10 protein-coding genes, 8 tRNA genes and 3 rRNA genes are annotated in these 19,405 nt (G+C 42.6%); 4 read left to right on the forward strand and 17 right to left on the reverse strand.

All coding sequences use genetic code 11. The annotated features are described in order from the left end of the window. Window positions 1-82: 82 nt before the first annotated feature. The 12 genes from AA0X71_RS19140 to AA0X71_RS19195 form a co-directional block, all read right to left on the reverse strand. Window positions 83-166: transfer RNA gene (locus AA0X71_RS19140), tRNA-Tyr, on the reverse strand. A 63-nt stretch (window positions 167-229) separates the two neighbouring features. Next, window positions 230-305, reverse strand: a tRNA-Phe gene (locus AA0X71_RS19145). Window positions 306-468: 163 nt separating this feature from the next. Next, window positions 469-545 (reverse strand) — tRNA-Asp (locus AA0X71_RS19150). A 137-nt stretch (window positions 546-682) separates the two neighbouring features. After that, window positions 683-756 (reverse strand) — tRNA-Met (locus AA0X71_RS19155). A 180-nt stretch (window positions 757-936) separates the two neighbouring features. After that, a tRNA-Val gene (locus AA0X71_RS19160) sits at window positions 937-1,012 on the reverse strand. A gap of 29 nt (window positions 1,013-1,041) precedes the next feature. Further along, a tRNA-Glu gene (locus AA0X71_RS19165) sits at window positions 1,042-1,113 on the reverse strand. An 11-nt stretch (window positions 1,114-1,124) separates the two neighbouring features. Further along, window positions 1,125-1,217, reverse strand: a tRNA-Ser gene (locus AA0X71_RS19170). Window positions 1,218-1,220: 3 nt separating this feature from the next. Then, window positions 1,221-1,295 (reverse strand) — tRNA-Asn (locus tag AA0X71_RS19175). A gap of 166 nt (window positions 1,296-1,461) precedes the next feature. Beyond that, a 5S ribosomal RNA gene (rrf, locus tag AA0X71_RS19180) occupies window positions 1,462-1,578 on the reverse strand. A gap of 293 nt (window positions 1,579-1,871) precedes the next feature. Beyond that, a 23S ribosomal RNA gene (locus AA0X71_RS19185) occupies window positions 1,872-4,806 on the reverse strand. A gap of 482 nt (window positions 4,807-5,288) precedes the next feature. Further along, window positions 5,289-6,896 (reverse strand): 16S ribosomal RNA (locus AA0X71_RS19190). The 16S, 23S and 5S rRNA genes sit together here with 8 tRNA genes alongside, the layout of an rRNA operon. 369 nt (window positions 6,897-7,265) lie before the next feature. After that, entirely contained in the window at window positions 7,266-8,141 is an 876-nt protein-coding gene (locus AA0X71_RS19195; RefSeq protein WP_413356884.1) for a nucleotidyltransferase-like protein, read from the reverse strand. 152 nt (window positions 8,142-8,293) lie between these two features. On the opposite strand from AA0X71_RS19195, the gene AA0X71_RS19200 reads away from it, so the two are divergent. After that, entirely contained in the window at window positions 8,294-8,647 is a 354-nt protein-coding gene (locus AA0X71_RS19200; RefSeq protein ID WP_413356885.1) for a YgzB family protein, read from the forward strand. 91 nt (window positions 8,648-8,738) lie between these two features. Here the strand turns inward: AA0X71_RS19200 and perR are convergent, their stop codons facing one another. From perR to AA0X71_RS19225, 5 genes are all read right to left on the reverse strand, one after another. Beyond that, the gene (gene perR, locus AA0X71_RS19205; RefSeq protein ID WP_413356886.1) at window positions 8,739-9,176 is read right to left on the reverse strand and encodes a peroxide-responsive transcriptional repressor PerR; all 438 of its coding nucleotides are present in this window, start codon (window positions 9,174-9,176) and stop codon (window positions 8,739-8,741) included. A 90-nt stretch (window positions 9,177-9,266) separates the two neighbouring features. After that, complete coding sequence (locus tag AA0X71_RS19210) at window positions 9,267-10,217, reverse strand: D-2-hydroxyacid dehydrogenase (RefSeq protein WP_413356887.1); 951 nt, start codon at window positions 10,215-10,217, stop codon at window positions 9,267-9,269. Window positions 10,218-10,472: 255 nt separating this feature from the next. Beyond that, entirely contained in the window at window positions 10,473-11,051 is a 579-nt protein-coding gene (locus AA0X71_RS19215) for a hypothetical protein (RefSeq protein WP_413356888.1), read from the reverse strand. Between the two features lie 272 nt (window positions 11,052-11,323). Beyond that, window positions 11,324-11,791 (reverse strand): thioredoxin-dependent thiol peroxidase, encoded by a 468-nt coding sequence (gene bcp, locus AA0X71_RS19220; RefSeq protein ID WP_413356889.1) that lies wholly within the window; start codon window positions 11,789-11,791, stop codon window positions 11,324-11,326. A gap of 63 nt (window positions 11,792-11,854) precedes the next feature. Continuing rightward, complete coding sequence (locus AA0X71_RS19225; RefSeq protein ID WP_413356890.1) at window positions 11,855-12,259, reverse strand: ion channel; 405 nt, start codon at window positions 12,257-12,259, stop codon at window positions 11,855-11,857. A 146-nt stretch (window positions 12,260-12,405) separates the two neighbouring features. Between AA0X71_RS19225 and AA0X71_RS19230 the strand changes: the two genes are divergently transcribed. The 3 genes from AA0X71_RS19230 (at window position 12,406) to AA0X71_RS19240 (ending at window position 19,260) form a co-directional block, all read left to right on the forward strand. Next, the gene (locus AA0X71_RS19230; protein ID WP_413356891.1) at window positions 12,406-12,885 is read left to right on the forward strand and encodes a glutathione peroxidase; all 480 of its coding nucleotides are present in this window, start codon (window positions 12,406-12,408) and stop codon (window positions 12,883-12,885) included. A gap of 100 nt (window positions 12,886-12,985) precedes the next feature. After that, window positions 12,986-14,287 (forward strand): glutamate-1-semialdehyde 2,1-aminomutase, encoded by a 1,302-nt coding sequence (locus AA0X71_RS19235; RefSeq protein WP_413356892.1) that lies wholly within the window; start codon window positions 12,986-12,988, stop codon window positions 14,285-14,287. A gap of 500 nt (window positions 14,288-14,787) precedes the next feature. Further along, window positions 14,788-19,260, forward strand: a complete 4,473-nt coding sequence (locus tag AA0X71_RS19240) for a glutamate synthase-related protein (RefSeq protein WP_413356893.1) — start codon at window positions 14,788-14,790, stop codon at window positions 19,258-19,260. Window positions 19,261-19,405: the final 145 nt, after the last annotated feature.

Below are 19,405 nucleotides of genomic sequence, written 5' to 3' on the forward strand. Positions count from 1 at the left end.
AAAATTCAAGGAAAGCTATTTTACTGCGCTACGCTTCTTAAAAATAGCGGAACGTTATTTTCTCCTTGCGTCGAAAAAACGTTGGTGGAGGGGGACGGATTCGAACCGCCGAACCCGAAGGAGCGGATTTACAGTCCGCCGCGTTTAGCCACTTCGCTACCCCTCCAAGTTATATATATTAATGCATGAAAGTTCATTAAATTGAATTATAACATATTTGTTATAAAAATGGTGGCTCAGGACGGAATCGAACCGCCGACACATGGATTTTCAGTCCATTGCTCTACCGACTGAGCTACTGAGCCATCATAATATTTCAACCTACATACAGTTAGCAATTGTCCATCATCCTCATCTCAGGAAGCTAATTCAAGAAGCCTCTCGATGAGTACGCTGGATGTATCTCACGGTAGTTTATTCATCGTGCTCTACCGACTGAGCTACTGAGCCAACATATGTAAAATAAAATGGCGGTCCGGACGGGACTCGAACCCGCGACCTCCTGCGTGACAGGCAGGCATTCTAACCAACTGAACTACCGGACCAAAGCTTTTTCGACGTAAGGAGAAAATAGCTTTCCTTTGTCTTTTTCGACGTAAGGAGAAAATAGCTTTCCTTTGTCTTTTCGACGTAAGGAGAAAATATCTTCCTTACTTTTTTAGACTTTCATAAAAAAAGTCAATTGCGGAGGCAGGATTTGAACCTGCGACCTTCGGGTTATGAGCCCGACGAGCTACCAGACTGCTCCACCCCGCGATAATAGTATATATCTAGTTTAGCTCATGCTTCTAGATAGTTAAGGACTGTCCCGATTTCAGTAAGTAACTCAAGGAGCGACTCAATCGGTACAACTCGCAGTTCATTCAATGAAGTAACGCTTGTTGCTCCACCCCGCGATAATAACATACTTAATTTTTCTACATCTGTGAAAAATTATGGTGGAGGATGACGGGATCGAACCGCCGACCCCCTGCTTGTAAGGCAGGTGCTCTCCCAGCTGAGCTAATCCTCCAAAGTAGCTGTAACAAGTACAACTTTTAATGACCCCTACGGGATTCGAACCCGTGTTACCGCCGTGAAAGGGCGGTGTCTTAACCGCTTGACCAAGGGGCCAGATATAATAATGGCGGAGAGCAAGGGATTTGAACCCTTGAGACAGGTTTTGCCCGCCTACACGATTTCCAATCGTGCTCCTTCGGCCACTCGGACAGCTCTCCTAATGGCTCCGCGGGTAGGATTCGAACCTACGACCGATCGGTTAACAGCCGATTGCTCTACCACTGAGCTACCGCGGAAAATCAATAAATCATTCCTCTATCTTATTTACTTTCGATTGTCCTCATCTCAGTAAGAAGATTCAAGTAGCAGCTCGATGAGTACAACTCGCAGCATATTCATGATGCTTTGCTCGTTGCTCTACCACTGAGCTACCGCGGAATAAAACATATAATAGAAATGTTCGCCCGGCAACGTCCTACTCTCACAAGGGGACAGCCCCTAACTACCATCGGCGCTGAGAAGCTTAACTTCCGTGTTCGGTATGGGAACGGGTGTGACCTTCTCGCTATCGTCACCGGACTAATTATTTATCAAGACATATTCTATTATACTGATTTATAGCATTATTTCAAGAGAAATTTTAGTTTTGTCACCACAAAATACTATTAAAAAATATCTTTGCTTCACAAAAATACTTGTTCCCTCAAAACTAGATAATGAATGAAGAAGAGAAACAATTGAGTAACCTTTGTCCAGCTCCGGCTCCTAACCTCTCGGCCGTTTCGGTCCATCTCCACAAATCCAAACCCAGGATTTGCAGTGCTGGCCCACCAACGTCTATAGAGGTTGAACAGTCGCCTCCACTTTTCTATTTGGTTAAGTCCTCGAACGATTAGTATCAGTCAGCTCCACGTGTCACCACGCTTCCACCTCTGACCTATCAACCTGATCATCTTTCAGGGTTCTTACTAGCTTACGCTATGGGAAATCTCATCTTGAGGGGGGCTTCATGCTTAGATGCTTTCAGCACTTATCCCTTCCGCACATAGCTACCCAGCGATGCTCTTGGCAGAACAACTGGTACACCAGCGGTGCGTCCATCCCGGTCCTCTCGTACTAAGGACAGCTCCTCTCAAATTTCCTACGCCCACGACGGATAGGGACCGAACTGTCTCACGACGTTCTGAACCCAGCTCGCGTACCGCTTTAATGGGCGAACAGCCCAACCCTTGGGACCGACTACAGCCCCAGGATGCGATGAGCCGACATCGAGGTGCCAAACCTCCCCGTCGATGTGGACTCTTGGGGGAGAGAAGCCTGTTATCCCCGGGGTAGCTTTTATCCGTTGAGCGATGGCCCTTCCATGCGGAACCACCGGATCACTAAGCCCGACTTTCGTCCCTGCTCGACTTGTAGGTCTCGCAGTCAAGCTCCCTTGTGCCTTTACACTCTACGAATGATTTCCAACCATTCTGAGGGAACCTTTGGGCGCCTCCGTTACTCTTTAGGAGGCGACCGCCCCAGTCAAACTGCCCACCTGACACTGTCTCCCACCTCGATTAGAGGTGCGGGTTAGAATGTCAATACAGCCAGAGTAGTATCCCACCGACGCCTCCACCGAAGCTAGCGCTCCGGCTTCTCAGGCTCCTACCTATCCTGTACAAGCTGTACCAAAATTCAATATCAGGCTACAGTAAAGCTCCACGGGGTCTTTCCGTCCTGTCGCGGGTAACCTGCATCTTCACAGGTACTATAATTTCACCGAGTCTCTCGTTGAGACAGTGCCCAGATCGTTACGCCTTTCGTGCGGGTCGGAACTTACCCGACAAGGAATTTCGCTACCTTAGGACCGTTATAGTTACGGCCGCCGTTTACTGGGGCTTCAATTCAGAGCTTCGCGTAAGCTAACCCCTCCTCTTAACCTTCCAGCACCGGGCAGGCGTCAGCCCCTATACTTCGCCTTGCGGCTTCGCAGAGACCTGTGTTTTTGCTAAACAGTCGCCTGGGCCTATTCACTGCGGCTTTTCAGGGCTATTCACCCTAAAAAGCACCCCTTCTCCCGAAGTTACGGGGTCATTTTGCCGAGTTCCTTAACGAGAGTTCTCTCGCTCACCTTAGGATTCTCTCCTCGCCTACCTGTGTCGGTTTGCGGTACGGGCACCTGTTTTCTCACTAGAGGCTTTTCTTGGCAGTGTGGAATCAGGAACTTCGGTACTCTATTTCCCTCGCTATCACAGCTCAGCCTTTGCGGTAAACGGATTTTCCTGTTTACCAGCCTAACTGCTTAGACGCACATATCCAGCAGTGCGCTTACCCTATCCTCCTGCGTCCCCCCATCGCTCAAACAAAAACGAGGTGGTACAGGAATATCAACCTGTTGTCCATCGCCTACGCCTTTCGGCCTCGGCTTAGGTCCCGACTAACCCTGAGCGGACGAGCCTTCCTCAGGAAACCTTAGGCATTCGGTGGATGGGATTCTCACCCATCTTTCGCTACTCATACCGGCATTCTCACTTCTAAGCGCTCCACCAGTCCTTCCGGTCTAGCTTCAACGCCCTTAGAACGCTCTCCTACCGCGTACACCAACGGTGTACACCCACAGCTTCGGTGATACGTTTAGCCCCGGTACATTTTCGGCGCGGGGTCACTCGACCAGTGAGCTATTACGCACTCTTTAAATGGTGGCTGCTTCTAAGCCAACATCCTGGTTGTCTAAGCAACCCCACATCCTTTTCCACTTAACGTATACTTTGGGACCTTAGCTGGTGGTCTGGGCTGTTTCCCTTTTGACTACGGATCTTATCACTCGCAGTCTGACTCCCACGCTTAAGTACTTGGCATTCGGAGTTTGTCTGAATTCGGTAACCCGATGAGGGCCCCTAGTCCAAACAGTGCTCTACCTCCAAGACTCGTTATTCGTGAGGCTAGCCCTAAAGCTATTTCGGAGAGAACCAGCTATCTCCAGGTTCGATTGGAATTTCTCCGCTACCCACACCTCATCCCCGCACTTTTCAACGTGCGTGGGTTCGGTCCTCCATTCAGTGTTACCTGAACTTCAACCTGGACATGGGTAGATCACCTGGTTTCGGGTCTACGACTACATACTCATGCGCCCTACTTAAGACTCGCTTTCGCTACGGCTCCGTCTTCTCAACTTAACCTCGCATGCAATCGTAACTCGCCGGTTCATTCTACAAAAGGCACGCTATCACCCGTTAAAGGGCTCTAACTACTTGTAGGCACACGGTTTCAGGATCTCTTTCACTCCCCTTCCGGGGTGCTTTTCACCTTTCCCTCACGGTACTGGTTCACTATCGGTCACTAGGGAGTATTTAGCCTTGGGAGATGGTCCTCCCAGCTTCCGACGGGATTTCTCGTGTCCCGCCGTACTCAGGATCCACTCAAGAGGGAACGAAGTTTCAACTACAGGGTTGTTACCTTCTTTGACCAGCCTTTCCAGACTTGTTCGTTTACTTCGTTCCTTTGTAACTCCGTATAGAGTGTCCTACAACCCCAAGAGGCAAGCCTCTTGGTTTGGGCTAATCCCGTTTCGCTCGCCGCTACTCAGGGAATCGCGTTTGCTTTCTCTTCCTCCGGGTACTTAGATGTTTCAGTTCCCCGGGTCTGCCTTCATTACCCTATGTATTCAGGTAAAGATATCATCCCATTACGAATGATGGGTTTCCCCATTCGGAAATCTCCGGATCAAAGCTTACTTACAGCTCCCCGAAGCATATCGGTGTTAGTCCCGTCCTTCATCGGCTCCTAGTGCCAAGGCATCCACCGTGCGCCCTTCATAACTTAACCATGCTGCGGCTTCCGATAAGCGGCGCATCTCTGCGTCAGCTCCCTCTCTGCGCTCCTCACGTACCAACTACGTACGTTCCGGTGCTCGTTCAGTCGCTTCCTTGATCTGCTTGCTTCTCGTAACCCTCGCGGTTTTGTTTAAAAACTTTTTCTCTAAACATATAGAGAGAAAAACTAAAATGGCGATTACTCGGTTTATTTCTTGGTTCTTCTTCTTCATTATCTAGTTTTCAAGGTACAAGACGGCGAATGATAAGCTTCGCATTTCTTCGTCAACTTTCCTCGTTCCGCTCCTCATGTATCAAATACACTCCAGTGCTCACTCAGTCGTTTCCTCGATCTGCTCGCTTCTAATTCACCTATTATTAATATGAGAGTATTGCACTCTCAAAACTAAACAAATCATACGGCTTTTCTGACGAGTCAAAAAAGCTTCCATCAACATTACGATTATGAGACATCTAAGTCTCCATATTCCTTAGAAAGGAGGTGATCCGAGCCGCACCTTCCGATACGGCTACCTTGTTACGACTTCACCCCAATCATCTGTCCCACCTTAGGCGGCTGGCTCCTAGTCCTTAATTTAGCTTCCTATTACATAGTAGTAAGAGGCTAAATTAAGGACCAGGTTACCCCACCGACTTCGGGTGTTACAAACTCTCGTGGTGTGACGGGCGGTGTGTACAAGGCCCGGGAACGTATTCACCGCGGCATGCTGATCCGCGATTACTAGCGATTCCGGCTTCATGTAGGCGAGTTGCAGCCTACAATCCGAACTGAGAATGGTTTTATGGGATTCGCTCCACCTCGCGGCTTCGCTGCCCTTTGTACCATCCATTGTAGCACGTGTGTAGCCCAGGTCATAAGGGGCATGATGATTTGACGTCATCCCCACCTTCCTCCGGTTTGTCACCGGCAGTCACCTTAGAGTGCCCAACTCAATGCTGGCAACTAAGATCAAGGGTTGCGCTCGTTGCGGGACTTAACCCAACATCTCACGACACGAGCTGACGACAACCATGCACCACCTGTCACTTATGTCCCCGAAGGGAAAGCCCTATCTCTAGGGATGGCATAAGGATGTCAAGACCTGGTAAGGTTCTTCGCGTTGCTTCGAATTAAACCACATGCTCCACCGCTTGTGCGGGCCCCCGTCAATTCCTTTGAGTTTCAGCCTTGCGGCCGTACTCCCCAGGCGGAGTGCTTAATGCGTTTGCTGCAGCACTAAAGGGCGGAAACCCTCTAACACTTAGCACTCATCGTTTACGGCGTGGACTACCAGGGTATCTAATCCTGTTTGCTCCCCACGCTTTCGCGCCTCAGCGTCAGTTACAGACCAAAGAGCCGCCTTCGCCACTGGTGTTCCTCCACATCTCTACGCATTTCACCGCTACACGTGGAATTCCGCTCTTCTCTTCTGCACTCAAGTTCCCCAGTTTCCAATGACCCTCCCCGGTTGAGCCGGGGGCTTTCACATCAGACTTAAGGAACCGCCTGCGCGCGCTTTACGCCCAATAATTCCGGACAACGCTTGCCACCTACGTATTACCGCGGCTGCTGGCACGTAGTTAGCCGTGGCTTTCTGGTTAGGTACCGTCAAGGTACCGGCAGTTACTCCGGCACTTGTTCTTCCCTAACAACAGAGTTTTACGATCCGAAAACCTTCATCACTCACGCGGCGTTGCTCCGTCAGACTTTCGTCCATTGCGGAAGATTCCCTACTGCTGCCTCCCGTAGGAGTCTGGGCCGTGTCTCAGTCCCAGTGTGGCCGATCACCCTCTCAGGTCGGCTACGCATCGTGGCCTTGGTGAGCCGTTACCTCACCAACTAGCTAATGCGCCGCGGGCCCATCTATAAGTGATAGCGAGAGGCCATCTTTCAACTTAAGAACATGAGTTCAAAAGCATTATCCGGTATTAGCTCCGGTTTCCCGAAGTTATCCCAGTCTTATAGGCAGGTTGCCCACGTGTTACTCACCCGTCCGCCGCTCAAGCAACAAGAAAGCAAGCTTTCTTGTGCAAGCGCTCGACTTGCATGTATTAGGCACGCCGCCAGCGTTCGTCCTGAGCCAGGATCAAACTCTCCAAAAAAGAGTAAGATTAGCTCTTGTAATTTAAAACTTTAAATAAACGTTGACGTATGATTTGTTTAGTTTTCAAAGTGCAGTGGATTTTCCCTATAGGAAAATTCCATTCCTCTATTTCACGCTAGTGAAAATATCATTCCTCTTTTTTCGCAAAAACGAAAATATCTTTCGTTAATCACGTTTTTCGCTAGTAAGAAAAATTCACTATCGCTTCAGAAGCGACTTTCTTAATATAACATGCAGTGTTGTTCATGTCAACACCTTTTTTAAAAAGCAAATCCGTCAAAGCAAAAACATTTTTCAATGTGTTTCGCAGCGACGGATATTAATATACCAAGTATTTTAAAAGAATGCAACCCTTTTTGATATTTTTTTACGATAATTTTTTCGCAACGAAATAGCAACGGTGAAAAACACCCTGTCCTTTTGTTTCCACATTCTTTACATCAATATACCCTCGATCAATCAAATACTCGAGTAAGATAGTAAGATCTACCGAATACTCCTCCAGTTCTTCATGAGTGAGCATATCATTAAAGGTCCAGAAATCACGTTTCTCCATTACTTCTAATAAATGGGCAATGCCTACTTTTGTTCGTGAATGAATTAAAAACTCGCTTGCCAGAAAAAGAAGCTCCAAACGTTTTTCCATCGTTTCATCACTATTCACTAATTCCACATAAAGCTTATAAATCTCAGGCTCCATCTGTTTTACCTGATTCCAAACCGTTACTTCTGGATGGAACCCATTTTCAATGACAGACAATCTTGCTAAATGGTGCAATGAATGAATGACATGATTATACGCATCCAAATAGTGATGGTTTTCAAAGAACGCTTTCCCATCCATATATCTACGAATGAGCTTAGCAAACTCTAATCCCATTTTGACTTTACGACCGTAAAACGGGAATTCCTTCATCTCTTCTTTTAATTTTGCGACATATTCATTGCGATCGAAAAGGATTTTCCCATTATAAAGCCAATCGAATATTTTCTTATTCGATCCTAGTAAGAGCCATTCATTTAACTTCTTTTCCGTCACCATGTAGAGCGCTGCTTTTTTATCTTCATATGAATAATGCTTCACGAAGATAGGTTGCTCTGCTTCTTTTACGATCATCAAAAGGACTGTATCAAATGTATCAGTCGTTGGTATTGAGTATTGGATCTTTTCTATCGTTAGTACACCAAGTGTATTTGGGTGACTTGCCCTCTCTTGATAAATCGGACGAAGAATGTCTTCCATCATCATTCCCCCATTATTTTGTTAGCCTATATCTTCGACAATTCTAAACGATCTCCTGCTTATTTTCTAGACAAACTTCGACAGAACCTTTTTCTAACCATTTAATTCATCTGCCATTCTGTGATATAGTAATGACTTAGGAGGGTACAATTATGGCTAAATATTCAAGTAAAATAAATAAAATCCGTACATTTGCATTAAGCTTAATTTTTGTCGGATTTTTTATCATGTATCTCGGAATATTTTTTAGAGAGTCCGTAATCTTAGTGTCTATTTTCATGTTTTTAGGTTTACTATCTATTATTGCAAGTACTGTCGTTTATTTTTGGATTGGCATGCTTTCGACGAAGTCAGTTCAAGTTAAATGTCCAAATTGTGAAAAGCCGACGAAGATATTAGGTCGAGTCGATATATGTATGCACTGTAACGAACCGCTTACCCTTGATCCAAAATTAGAAGGCATAGAGTTTGACGAAAAATATAATAGTAAAAAAGCAGATTCTTAATGCTTACATATTGCTTACATACTAGACCCAACTCGGCAACCACGCCGGGTTATTTTTTTGCAAAAAAATAACTGATAGTATGAACTATCAGTTAATGAGCTTCTTTAGCTAAACAATCTGGACAGGAACCATAGATTTCCATCCGATGATGGCTTACCTTGAAGCCAGTTACGTGTGAAGCAAGATGTTCGACTTCATCCAAACCTGGGTAATGAAAGTCGACGATTTTTCCACAAGATTCACAAATAACATGATAATGATGTGTTGTAATAAAATCAAAGCGGCTAGATGCATCCCCATAGGTTAATTCTTTTACAAGACCAACCTCACGAAATACTCTTAGATTGTTGTAAACCGTTGCCACACTCATATTGGGAAACTTACCTTCCAATGCTTTATAAATATCATCGGCAGTAGGATGTGACATTGAGTTTATTAAATACTCAAGTATCGCATGACGTTGTGGAGTTATTCTAACCCCAGTTCCTTTTAAGGTATCAAGTGCTTCTTTTAATTCACTATGTGACACCGCCATGCACCTCTTTTCTAGTATAAATTCTTATTTTATAATATTTATAATTAGTGTACCCGTATCAATCCCCGTTTGTCAATATATCTGCTAATACCCACGGGTTAAATCAATCTGATTTATCATTTTGTCACCTTTATTATGATATGTATGTAGATTTTTCTCAAATATTTCAAATGATCTTGGCAAGTATTTTTTTGTCAGACTCGATAAATGTGGGGTGACGGTTACTCTTTCCTCTTTCCAAAATGAATGTCCCTCTGGCAATGGCTCAGTTGCAAACACATCTAAAAATAAATGAGCAATCTCTTTGTTCTTTATGACCTCAAAGAGAACGTCTTCTTCTACCAAGTCGCCTCGACCAATATTGATAAAGACAGACGTATCCTTCATCGACTTAAAGTGCTCATAGGTTAGCAAATGAGTGGTTTCCGGTGTACTTGGCAATACAGAAACGACAAAGTCCGCTTTCCCCACTACTGTTGAAATGTCATCTAATTTACACAATTCATCTACGAATTCAACCGGATTCCCCGTTCGATTTACACCGATTGTATTCATTCTAAATGCTTTAGCAAGACGGGCAATTTCTCCTCCAATCGCCCCTACACCTAAAATAAGAATCGTTTTATCACAGAGCTCTTCCATAGACACACGACGATCCCATCGTTCCTCTTCTTCATTTTCCCATAACAATCGCGCTTGTTTAACATATTGCAACATGGTCCCAATTGTATACTCAGCCATCGGAATCTTATGTACTCCACGGGCATTCGTTACGATAATACCCTTTTTACGGCAAGTTGAAAGTGGCATTTTATCAAGACCTGCGGACATCACCATAATCCATTTTAAGTTTCGGGCATTCTCAATACGTTCTTCGGTTAAATCTTCGCCATAGGTGATAAAAATTTCAGCCTCCTGAAAACTTTCGAATGCATTCTTCATCCCTTTGAAAAATTCAAATTGATTAGCCGGAAATTTAGAACGAATCATTTCTTGAATAGACTCAGCAGGTAAAATCGATGAAACAACCTTCACAATAACACCCTCCTTATTTCCTTCTATTATAAACTTTTTTATCACGTTAATGGTTGATTTATTCCAAAAAAAGCAGGCCAACAATGTGACCTGCGAAAAATAAACATTTGTCTGAGGAGGTATGCCCTAATACAATCATATTCAACACTTGTATAGTTGCGTGGACACCAGCACAGGCTTTCTAAAAAAAACAGATCAAAAAAGCTGCCTCAATAATAAGCAGCTCATCAAAATATAATATAAGAAATAAGTTCATTAAACTCCGATAACATTTCGAACTGGAATGGTCGTCATTTGATAATAATGTTGGTACTCATGAAGCTTTCCTTCATATACAAGTTCCAATGTAGGAATAAGGACAAAATCATCTGGTCGGATGAGCTCTGGACATTTCTTCCAAAGTTTCAAACCACTCATCCTCAGAACAGTAGCCACAAACTGCGAACATGTAAAGGCATTGTCTCGTCTAAGTTCCATGTTAAGGGCAATTGCAAAAATTCCCATTAAGTTATATCTATAATTTGCAGAAAAACGTTCAAACTGATAAATAACCTGGATAATTTGATTAAATTGTTCTTCATTTACCGTTAATTTATACAATACACATTTTGTTTCCTTCTTGTGAAAAAAGACTCCTTGGTCCATACGTTCTTTCACAAAACCACCTGAGAAAGGATTCATGTATACCTTTCGCCCGAAGCTATAAATATCCTCCAAACCCTCATCTAAAGCAATGGAAACATGGTTATATGGAAATCTAGTGTACATTTTAATCATTTTGGAAAACCAGGTGCCTGTATCTGTTAGAAGAATATAAATCTCTTTTTCTCTCAAATTCTATCACCTTCTTTGGCTTGTTTTTTATCGGGCAACACGGCATTTTTCTATTTTCATAAGTATTAGACGTATTTAAACAAGAAATTACTTCATTTTTTTGCAATTTTCTTAAAAGAAATAAAAAAAATTGACTCCAAAAGGTTTTGGTAGTCAATCAAATACATCCTTTTCATAGGATTCATGACCAGTATTCAACTAGATGATTCAAGATCGACACATATGTCTTATTGAAATCATACTATGAACCCTTGATCTGATCCAGATCTTATTTATAGATATTCTCTCAAATATTGTAAAGTTTCTTCTACATGCTCTTTAACCTTGACCTTTTCCCACACTCTAGCAATTTTTCCCTCTTTATCAATAATGAAAGTAGAGCGCTCGATCCCCATATATTCTTTCCCAAAATTCTTTTTCAGCTTCCAGACGCCATATTTCTCGGCCACCTCATGATCAACATCTGCCAAAAGAAGAAAAGGAAGTCCATGCTTTTCAATAAACTTCTCATGTCTTTCAATCGGGTCAGGACTCACTCCTAAAATCACCGTATCGACATCTTCAAAGTTTGTATGCTGATCTCTGAAATCACATGCTTCCGTTGTACAACCTGGAGTCATATCCTTCGGGTAAAAGTATAACACCACATTTTTCCCCCGATAATCTGAAAGCTTCACCGTACTTCCATCACTTGCTGGCAATTGAAAATCTGGTGCCAACTGACCTTGTTCAACAGACATATTTATCCCTCCGTTTCATTAACTATCATTAGGGTAACGAATCGGAAGAAGAAAAACAAGCAATCACTTCTCCATATCTAACACTGTTCTCGCTACAAAAGCTGCCGGAATCGTATAGCCAATCAATGCTTCAATGACCGCAATGATCCTCCCCACTCCAATTGGCGCAATATCACCATACCCAACAGAAAATAGCGTAACAGCACTAAAATAAAGCCCTGTTTCCAGACGTTCTAAAAATCGATTCGCTACTGGAACATAGTTGTCATCCAACACCGGGAAATCATGTAATTCCAATAATATATATAAAAGTCCGAAACTAATCATAACGGTGGCATAAATGGCCCCTAAGAATAAAAAGTTTTCGAGTGAAACACGCCTCCCTTTAATTTTATTCGGAGTAAATAGAAGTCGCACACTGCTAACGATACAAATCACAATTAAAATAATCGACGAGTAAAAGATCATCCATTCCCCTCATCTCAAGCAAATATAATAATTCGAGTCTATTCCATTTATACGTCTCATCGAATACAGATAGAACAGCTTGTCTAAAGAGCTTTATAATAGGAAAAATGTTAAAATGGGTTAAAGATGATCTCAGGAGGTTTAATATGCAAACAGTTCATGATTTCAAGGTAAAAATGACTACCGGTGAGGAAAAATCTTTGAAGGACTTTTCAGGAAAAGTATTACTCATCGTTAATACAGCTAGCAAATGTGGATTTACACCTCAGTTTAAAGGACTTCAAGAACTATATGATAAGTTAGACGACCAAGGTTTAGAAATTTTAGGCTTCCCTTGTGATCAATTCAACAACCAAGAATTCGCTAATATTGAAGAGACATTGCAATTTTGCCAAAAGAACTACGGAGTTACCTTTCCGATGTTTGCAAAAATCGATGTAAATGGTGACAAAGCCGACCCTCTTTTCAAGTTTTTAAAAGAAGAGAAAAAAGGTGTTCTTTCCAAGAATATCAAATGGAACTTCACGAAGTTTCTTGTTGATCAAAATGGGCATGTGGTGGAGCGCTATGCACCTACAACAGAACCTAGTCAAATCGAAAAGGATATTGAAAAACTATTAACTTAAAAGGATTACCTACTTGGTGATCCTTTTTTCCATTCACAGCAAACCAAGAAAAAAAGTGCTAAAATGGTATAGGTGTAATTAAAGTATTAGGAGGATTATGATGAAGTTTACAAATTCAGAACGCCTTCATCAAGAAGCGTTAGAATACATAGTTGGCGGGGTTAATAGTCCATCCCGTTCTTATAAAGCGGTTGGCGGCGGTTCGCCTGTTGCCATGGAACGAGCAAGCGGCGCTTATTTCTGGGATGTCGACGGCAATCAATATATCGATTATTTAGCCGCTTATGGTCCAATCATCACAGGACACGCCCATCCACATATAACAGAAGCCATCAAAAGAGCGGCTGAAACAGGTGTTTTATACGGCACACCAACACCTCACGAAGTGAAATTTGCAAAAATGCTTCGCGAGGCGATGCCTAATCTAGAAAAGGTTCGTTTTGTCAATTCCGGTACTGAAGCCGTTATGACGACGATCCGTGTTGCCCGGGCATATACAGGTAGAGACAAAATCATTAAGTTTGCTGGTTGCTATCATGGCCATTCCGATCTTGTTCTTGTTGCAGCTGGTTCTGGTCCATCTACTCTTGGCACACCAGATTCTGCTGGCGTACCTAGGAGTATTGCGCAAGAAGTGATTACCGTTCCTTTCAATGATATCGAACCTTTTAAAGAAGCATTGCAAAAATGGGGTGACCAAATTGCTGGTGTTCTCGTAGAGCCAATCGTTGGGAATTTCGGAATTGTTGAACCGAAGGAAGGATTTTTACAACAAGTCAATGACCTTACTCATGAAGCCGGAGCCATTGTCATTTACGATGAAGTCATTACTGCTTTCCGCTTTATGTATGGTGGAGCGCAGGATATGTTAGGGATTCAACCTGACTTAACAGCTATGGGGAAAATCATTGGCGGTGGCCTTCCAATCGGTGCATACGGTGGGAAGAAAGAGATTATGGAAAGTGTCGCCCCTCTTGGACCAGCCTATCAAGCTGGAACGATGGCTGGAAACCCTGCTTCTATATTATCCGGTATCGCCTGTCTAGAAGTTTTAAAGCAAGATGGAGTTTATGATTACTTGGATAAGCTTGGCGCAATGCTAGAAGAAGGAATTACAAAATCAGCGCAAGAACATCAAATTCCGATTACCATTAACCGTCTTAAAGGTGCATTAACTGTCTACTTTACAGATGTGAAAGTCGAAAATTATGAGCAGGCTGAGAATACAGATGGCGAAATGTTTGCCAAGTTCTTTAAACTCATGCTTGAGCAAGGGATCAATCTTGCCCCTTCAAAATACGAAGCATGGTTCGTCACGATCGCTCATACAGTAGAAGACATTGAAGCGACCCTTCACGCTGTCGACCAAGCATTCAAGGAATTAGCAGCAACTATTTCCTAAAAATACGAGCATAAATATTCATATTTTATACATCCCAGAGCCTTAATTGGCTCTCTTTTTTTATAGAATATTCATTGTAACCGTTTACAACATTGGACTTAATGGTAAAAATTTCCCTGTTTTTTCTAAAAATATATCCAAGTTTCTGTATAAATAATTGATTTCTGAAAATTCTTATGATACACTGGAATTACTATTTGGCTACTTTAAGTGTGGTTATTTTTTGTCATATAATCTCACAACAAATTAGAGACAGAGTTTCACCTTTCGAGCTCTTCCCCAATAGTTTTCAAAAAAAGCATATTTTATCCTTTTTTCTAGAATGATAGAGATGCTTCCTTCAATTTTCCACTCAAATTAAAGCCTATGGTTTGACTGATGGTTTATCGCCGATTGGTTACTTAATACATAGCATACCAATCATGAAACTTCGGGAGACCGCTTATGAATTTTTAGGAGGTGAACGGCTTTTAAGGCAAAGCCTTTTTTAAGCCTAAGTTATGAAAAATCAACAATGGAGCCCCTCACAATTTAATGAATTTTATCGTCATGAACACGATGCTTGCGGAATTGTGGCCTCGATGGAAAAAACCAATACTCCTACACGTGAAAATATATTCAATTGTATTGACGCCCTCGTGACAATGAATCACCGTGCAGGATTCATTAACGGTGAAGGCGATGGAGTAGGAATTCATGTCGACATCCCCCGCGCACTTTGGAAAGAAAAATTACTAAAAGCAGGTCAAGACACCGCTGTTGTTGACCAAGCTGGATTTGTTGTCGGTCATATTTTTATTAATAGAAAAGAAAACCCACAATCTATTAAAAAAGAGTTAATTTCAAAACTTACAAACTCTCAATTTGAGATTTTATTTGAATCAACTGAAGAAATTAATTCTTCTGCTTTAGGACCCATTGCCATTCAGGAAAATCCTGTTTTTTGGCAAGTTGCTTTAGTAAGTTCCGTTACAGGTCAAGAGCTTTCAAAGAAGCTTTTTGAACTAACAGTAGAGATGGAAAAAGACGACAATGTCCATGTTGCTTCATTAAGTCAATATCATGCCGTATATAAAGTAATGGGTGCTGGTGATATTTTACCAAAGTATTATCATGACTTAGCGAACCCAATTGTTGCCTCCACGATGACATTAGGGCATAATCGCTATTCTACAAACACACTATCTAGCTTCAATCGTGTGCAGCCGTTTAGCGTCCTTGGTCACAACGGTGAAATTAATACGATTGCAAAGCTTCGTGATGAAGCAAAAATGATCGGTGTCCCTCTTGTAAAAGATGGCAGTGATTCACAAGACTTAAGTAGAACCATTGAAACGCTTATTTGTCGTGATGGTTATTCTTTATTTGAAGCATTAGATTTACTGTTCCCACCGATTATTAATGAAATGAAAGCATATCCAAAGCATCTTCAAGATTTATATAGCTACATGCGTGAAGCTTGGGGACATTTCGCCCAAGGACCAGCTGGAATTATCTCTCGTTTTGGGGATGAGGCTGTCTTTAGTGTCGATGCGTTAGGATTACGTCCTTTATGGATGCTTGAAACAGAAAGCTCTTACCTTTTCTCATCTGAGCCAGGGATTATCTCTTCAGGTGAATATGTGAATGAGCCAAAACCACTTGCTCCTGGAGAAAAAGTGGGCTTGAAGTGGGATGGCGATGTATTAAAAGTATATGAACAAGATCAATACCAGGCTACTGTTTATGATAGATTTTCAACAAGAACAATTATTGAGGATGCAAGAAAGCGTCTATCCGTTCCGAAGCTTGAAAAAACGGTGAGCGTAACCTATCCTACGAAGATTCATAACGGCCAATATAAGGCTTTCGGTTGGGAAAGAGATCATATTCAATTAATTGAACAAATGGCAGAAAAAGGTGTCGAGCCGATTCGTTCTCTTGGCCATGATTCTCCGTTAGCTGCGATTAATCCGAATCGTAAAAACGTCGCTGATTTTATCAAAGAAAGTGTAGCGGTTGTAACAAACCCAGCGATTGACCGTGACCGTGAGTCAGAGCATTTTTCAACAAGAACGATTATTGGAGGACGCCCTACCCTTTTTGAAAAAAAATTACCAGGTACACTCGTCGAGCTTCTTACTCCACTTCTTATTGAAGGTGCAGCTGGCTATGAGTGCTCATTAGAATTAAATCAGCCTAGCTATGACCAGGTTACAAACCTTTTCCAAAAGGAAAATCTAATTGCCTACTTATCTACGACATTACAAAAAGAAGAAACGGTGCAAGATGCATTAACCCGCCTTCAAACTGAGGCAGTAAATGCCGTGAAAAATGGCAAAACACTGATTGTCCTGGATGATTGCCAGGCTCATATGAATGATTCATTATGGCTTGATCCGCATCTTGTTACATCTGCTATCGATCAAGCGCTTGTAAAAGAAGAGTTAAGAAGAAATTGTTCGATTCTAGTACGCTCTGCTTCAATCCGTTCTTTACACGATATTATTGTTGCTTTCGGATTGGGAGCTGACTTAATTAGTCCTTACTACATGTTTATGACGGTTCTTGATGATTCGATTAAACCATTGGTTAATCTTTACTCTGCGTTAACGAAAGGTTTAGAGAAGGTCATCTCGACAATCGGAATTCATGAGCTTCGTGGCTACGGAAGATTATTCTCAGCTATTGGGTTAAGCGAAGAAATTGCCAATGTGCTCAATATCGTCAACTTCTTTGGTTCACCTGAGCTCAGTTTCAATTTTGAAACAATGAAAAATGATGCCATTGAAAGAGCGGTTGATTACCAAAACGAAAAAGAGCGTGTTGGCAAGTCCTTCAACCTCTTCCCTCGTATTTGGAAAGCCATTGGCGATGTCGCTTCAACTGGTGACTACAGTGCCTATAAAGAAAAAATTACTGAACAAGAAGAGCAAAATCCAACGACGATTCGTCATTTAACAAATTTGAAGGAATCCGCTTCTAAGTTTTCAGCAAGTGATGTTGATATTAGTGTTGGAGAACATAGCTTACCGTTTGTGATTTCTTCCATGTCCTTCGGTTCACAAAACGAAATTGCCTTCCGCGCATATGCAGAAGGTGCTGACCGTTTAAATATGGTGAGTTTAAACGGTGAAGGTGGAGAAATCAAGGATATGCTCGGCAAATATCCGCGAACTCGTGGACAGCAAGTCGCTTCTGGACGCTTTGGTGTAAATGCTGAACTTCTGAATTCATCTAACCTCCTTGAAATCAAGATTGGTCAAGGGGCAAAACCAGGGGAAGGTGGACATTTACCAGGCTCAAAGGTAACAGAAAAAATTGCTGAAGCGAGAAATGCGACCGTTGGTTCAGACTTAATTTCACCGTCAAACAACCATGACATTTACTCGATTGAAGATTTAGCTCAAATGATTCATGAGCTTAAAACAGCCAATGATAAAGCAAAGGTTGCCGTTAAGGTTCCAGTTGTACCGAATATCGGGACGATTGCTGTTGGGATTGCGAAAGCTGGTGCTGACATTATCACTCTAAGTGGTTTTGATGGTGGTACTGGTGCAGCGAGAATCCACGCTTTACAATACGTTGGTCTTCCAGTCGAAATCGGGGTTAAAGCGGCTCATAATGCTTTATTAGAAGCGGGTATCCGTGACAATGTAGAAATTTGGGCAGATGGTGGTATTAAGAGTGCAAAAGATGTGATTAAGGTCATGCTACTCGGTGCTAACCGCGTTGGATTTGGTACATTATCGATGATTGCAATCGGCTGTACAACTTGCCGTGGCTGTCATTTAGATACTTGTCATGTTGGTATTGCGACTCAAATCGAATCTGAAGCACAAGCGAAGGATCACGGTTTAAGACGTTTTGTTCCAAGACAATTCGACCTTGCTGTTCAAGGAATAATGAATCTCTTCACAGCATTCGGAAATGAGCTGAAAGAATTAACTGCTTCTCTAGGATTTAAAAATTTACAGGATATCGTCGGACGTTCTGACCTTTTGGAGCAAGCAAAAGGCAATGAACAATTAGACTTAACCTACTTACTTAAGACACTAGATATTGGTCAGTTTAATCAAAAAGAAGCAGCTGCCGCTTCCGAAGATGCACAACTACAAATGGCTGTTGGTGCAGAATTTTTAGATGGAAATGTTGGAGAACTCGAGCAATCTCGTGAATATCACAGCATTACATCCGAGCAGCGAGTATTGGGTAGCCGTGTTTCTTGTCACCGTGTTCGCGGTCGTCTCGATGGCTCTTATAAAACACTTCCTGCTGTTGAACTGAAATATAAGAACGGCTCGATTCCTGGTAATGGCCTCGGAGCATACAACAGCGAAGGGATCAAAATTGAAGTAGCTGGTGGTTCTCAAGACGGAACTGGTAAAACATCGTTTGGTGGCCAAATTGTTATCTTTAAATCTAAGGGTAAAAATGGTCAATACTATAACGGTTCTGTCGGGAAAGGCTTCGGTTATGGAGCTCAACAAGGATTACTCGTTGCCCAAGGGAATGCCGATGCTCGCGCTGGTATCCGCTTATCAGGTGCTGACATGATTATCGGTGGCCAAGTGAAAAAGCCAATTCCAGCAAAAGAAAATGGTAACATCGGTTCTAGAGCCAACATTAAAGGCTTTGCCTTTGAATACATGACCAATGGACGCGGCTTAGTACTAGGTGATCCTGGACCATGGGCATGTGCCGGTATGACCGGTGGTGTCGTTTACTTAAGACATCAACCAGAGGTCGGTCTAACGAAAGATGCGATTCAAAGAAGAATTGCCAAAGGTGCAAAAGTATCCGTTTCAGCTTTAACGGAAAAAGGTGTATCTGATGTTAATGAGCTTCTTAGCCAATACGTTGACATGCTTAAGAATGAAGGTCAATTGGAAGAAGCAAACGAACTAGCCCTTCTCCTTCAAGACCCTGAAGAGCATTTCGTTCAAGTCGTACCAGTAAAAGAACAAGCAGACCCTTCTGTTTCTACTGAGTGATTTTAGTTAGTTGTTTTTAGTAGTTAAGAATTAGTTTGGCGCCCGCTTTTATGAGCGGGCGTTTTTTTGTTGGACTGAGGTTTGGGATTTTTCGGTGCAGAGGATTTTGTACGAGGACGCTTTTCCCTGTTCTCCCTCACGTGGT

The organism is Robertmurraya phoenicis (assembly GCF_047302285.1).
Classification (GTDB): domain Bacteria; phylum Bacillota; class Bacilli; order Bacillales; family Cytobacillaceae; genus Robertmurraya.

Bases quoted from the DNA above. Each gene is read 5' to 3' on its own strand.
- AA0X71_RS19235 (WP_413356892.1), top strand. From the start codon at position 12,986: ATGAAGTTTACAAATTCAGAACGCCTTCATCAAGAAGCGTTAGAATAC.
- bcp (WP_413356889.1), bottom strand. From the start codon at position 11,791: ATGTCTGTTGAACAAGGTCAGTTGGCACCAGATTTTCAATTGCCAGCA.
- AA0X71_RS19230 (WP_413356891.1), top strand. From the start codon at position 12,406: ATGCAAACAGTTCATGATTTCAAGGTAAAAATGACTACCGGTGAGGAA.
- AA0X71_RS19195 (WP_413356884.1), bottom strand. From the start codon at position 8,141: ATGGAAGACATTCTTCGTCCGATTTATCAAGAGAGGGCAAGTCACCCA.
- AA0X71_RS19200 (WP_413356885.1), top strand. From the start codon at position 8,294: ATGGCTAAATATTCAAGTAAAATAAATAAAATCCGTACATTTGCATTA.
- AA0X71_RS19225 (WP_413356890.1), bottom strand. From the start codon at position 12,259: ATGATCTTTTACTCGTCGATTATTTTAATTGTGATTTGTATCGTTAGC.
- AA0X71_RS19240 (WP_413356893.1), top strand. From the start codon at position 14,788: ATGAAAAATCAACAATGGAGCCCCTCACAATTTAATGAATTTTATCGT.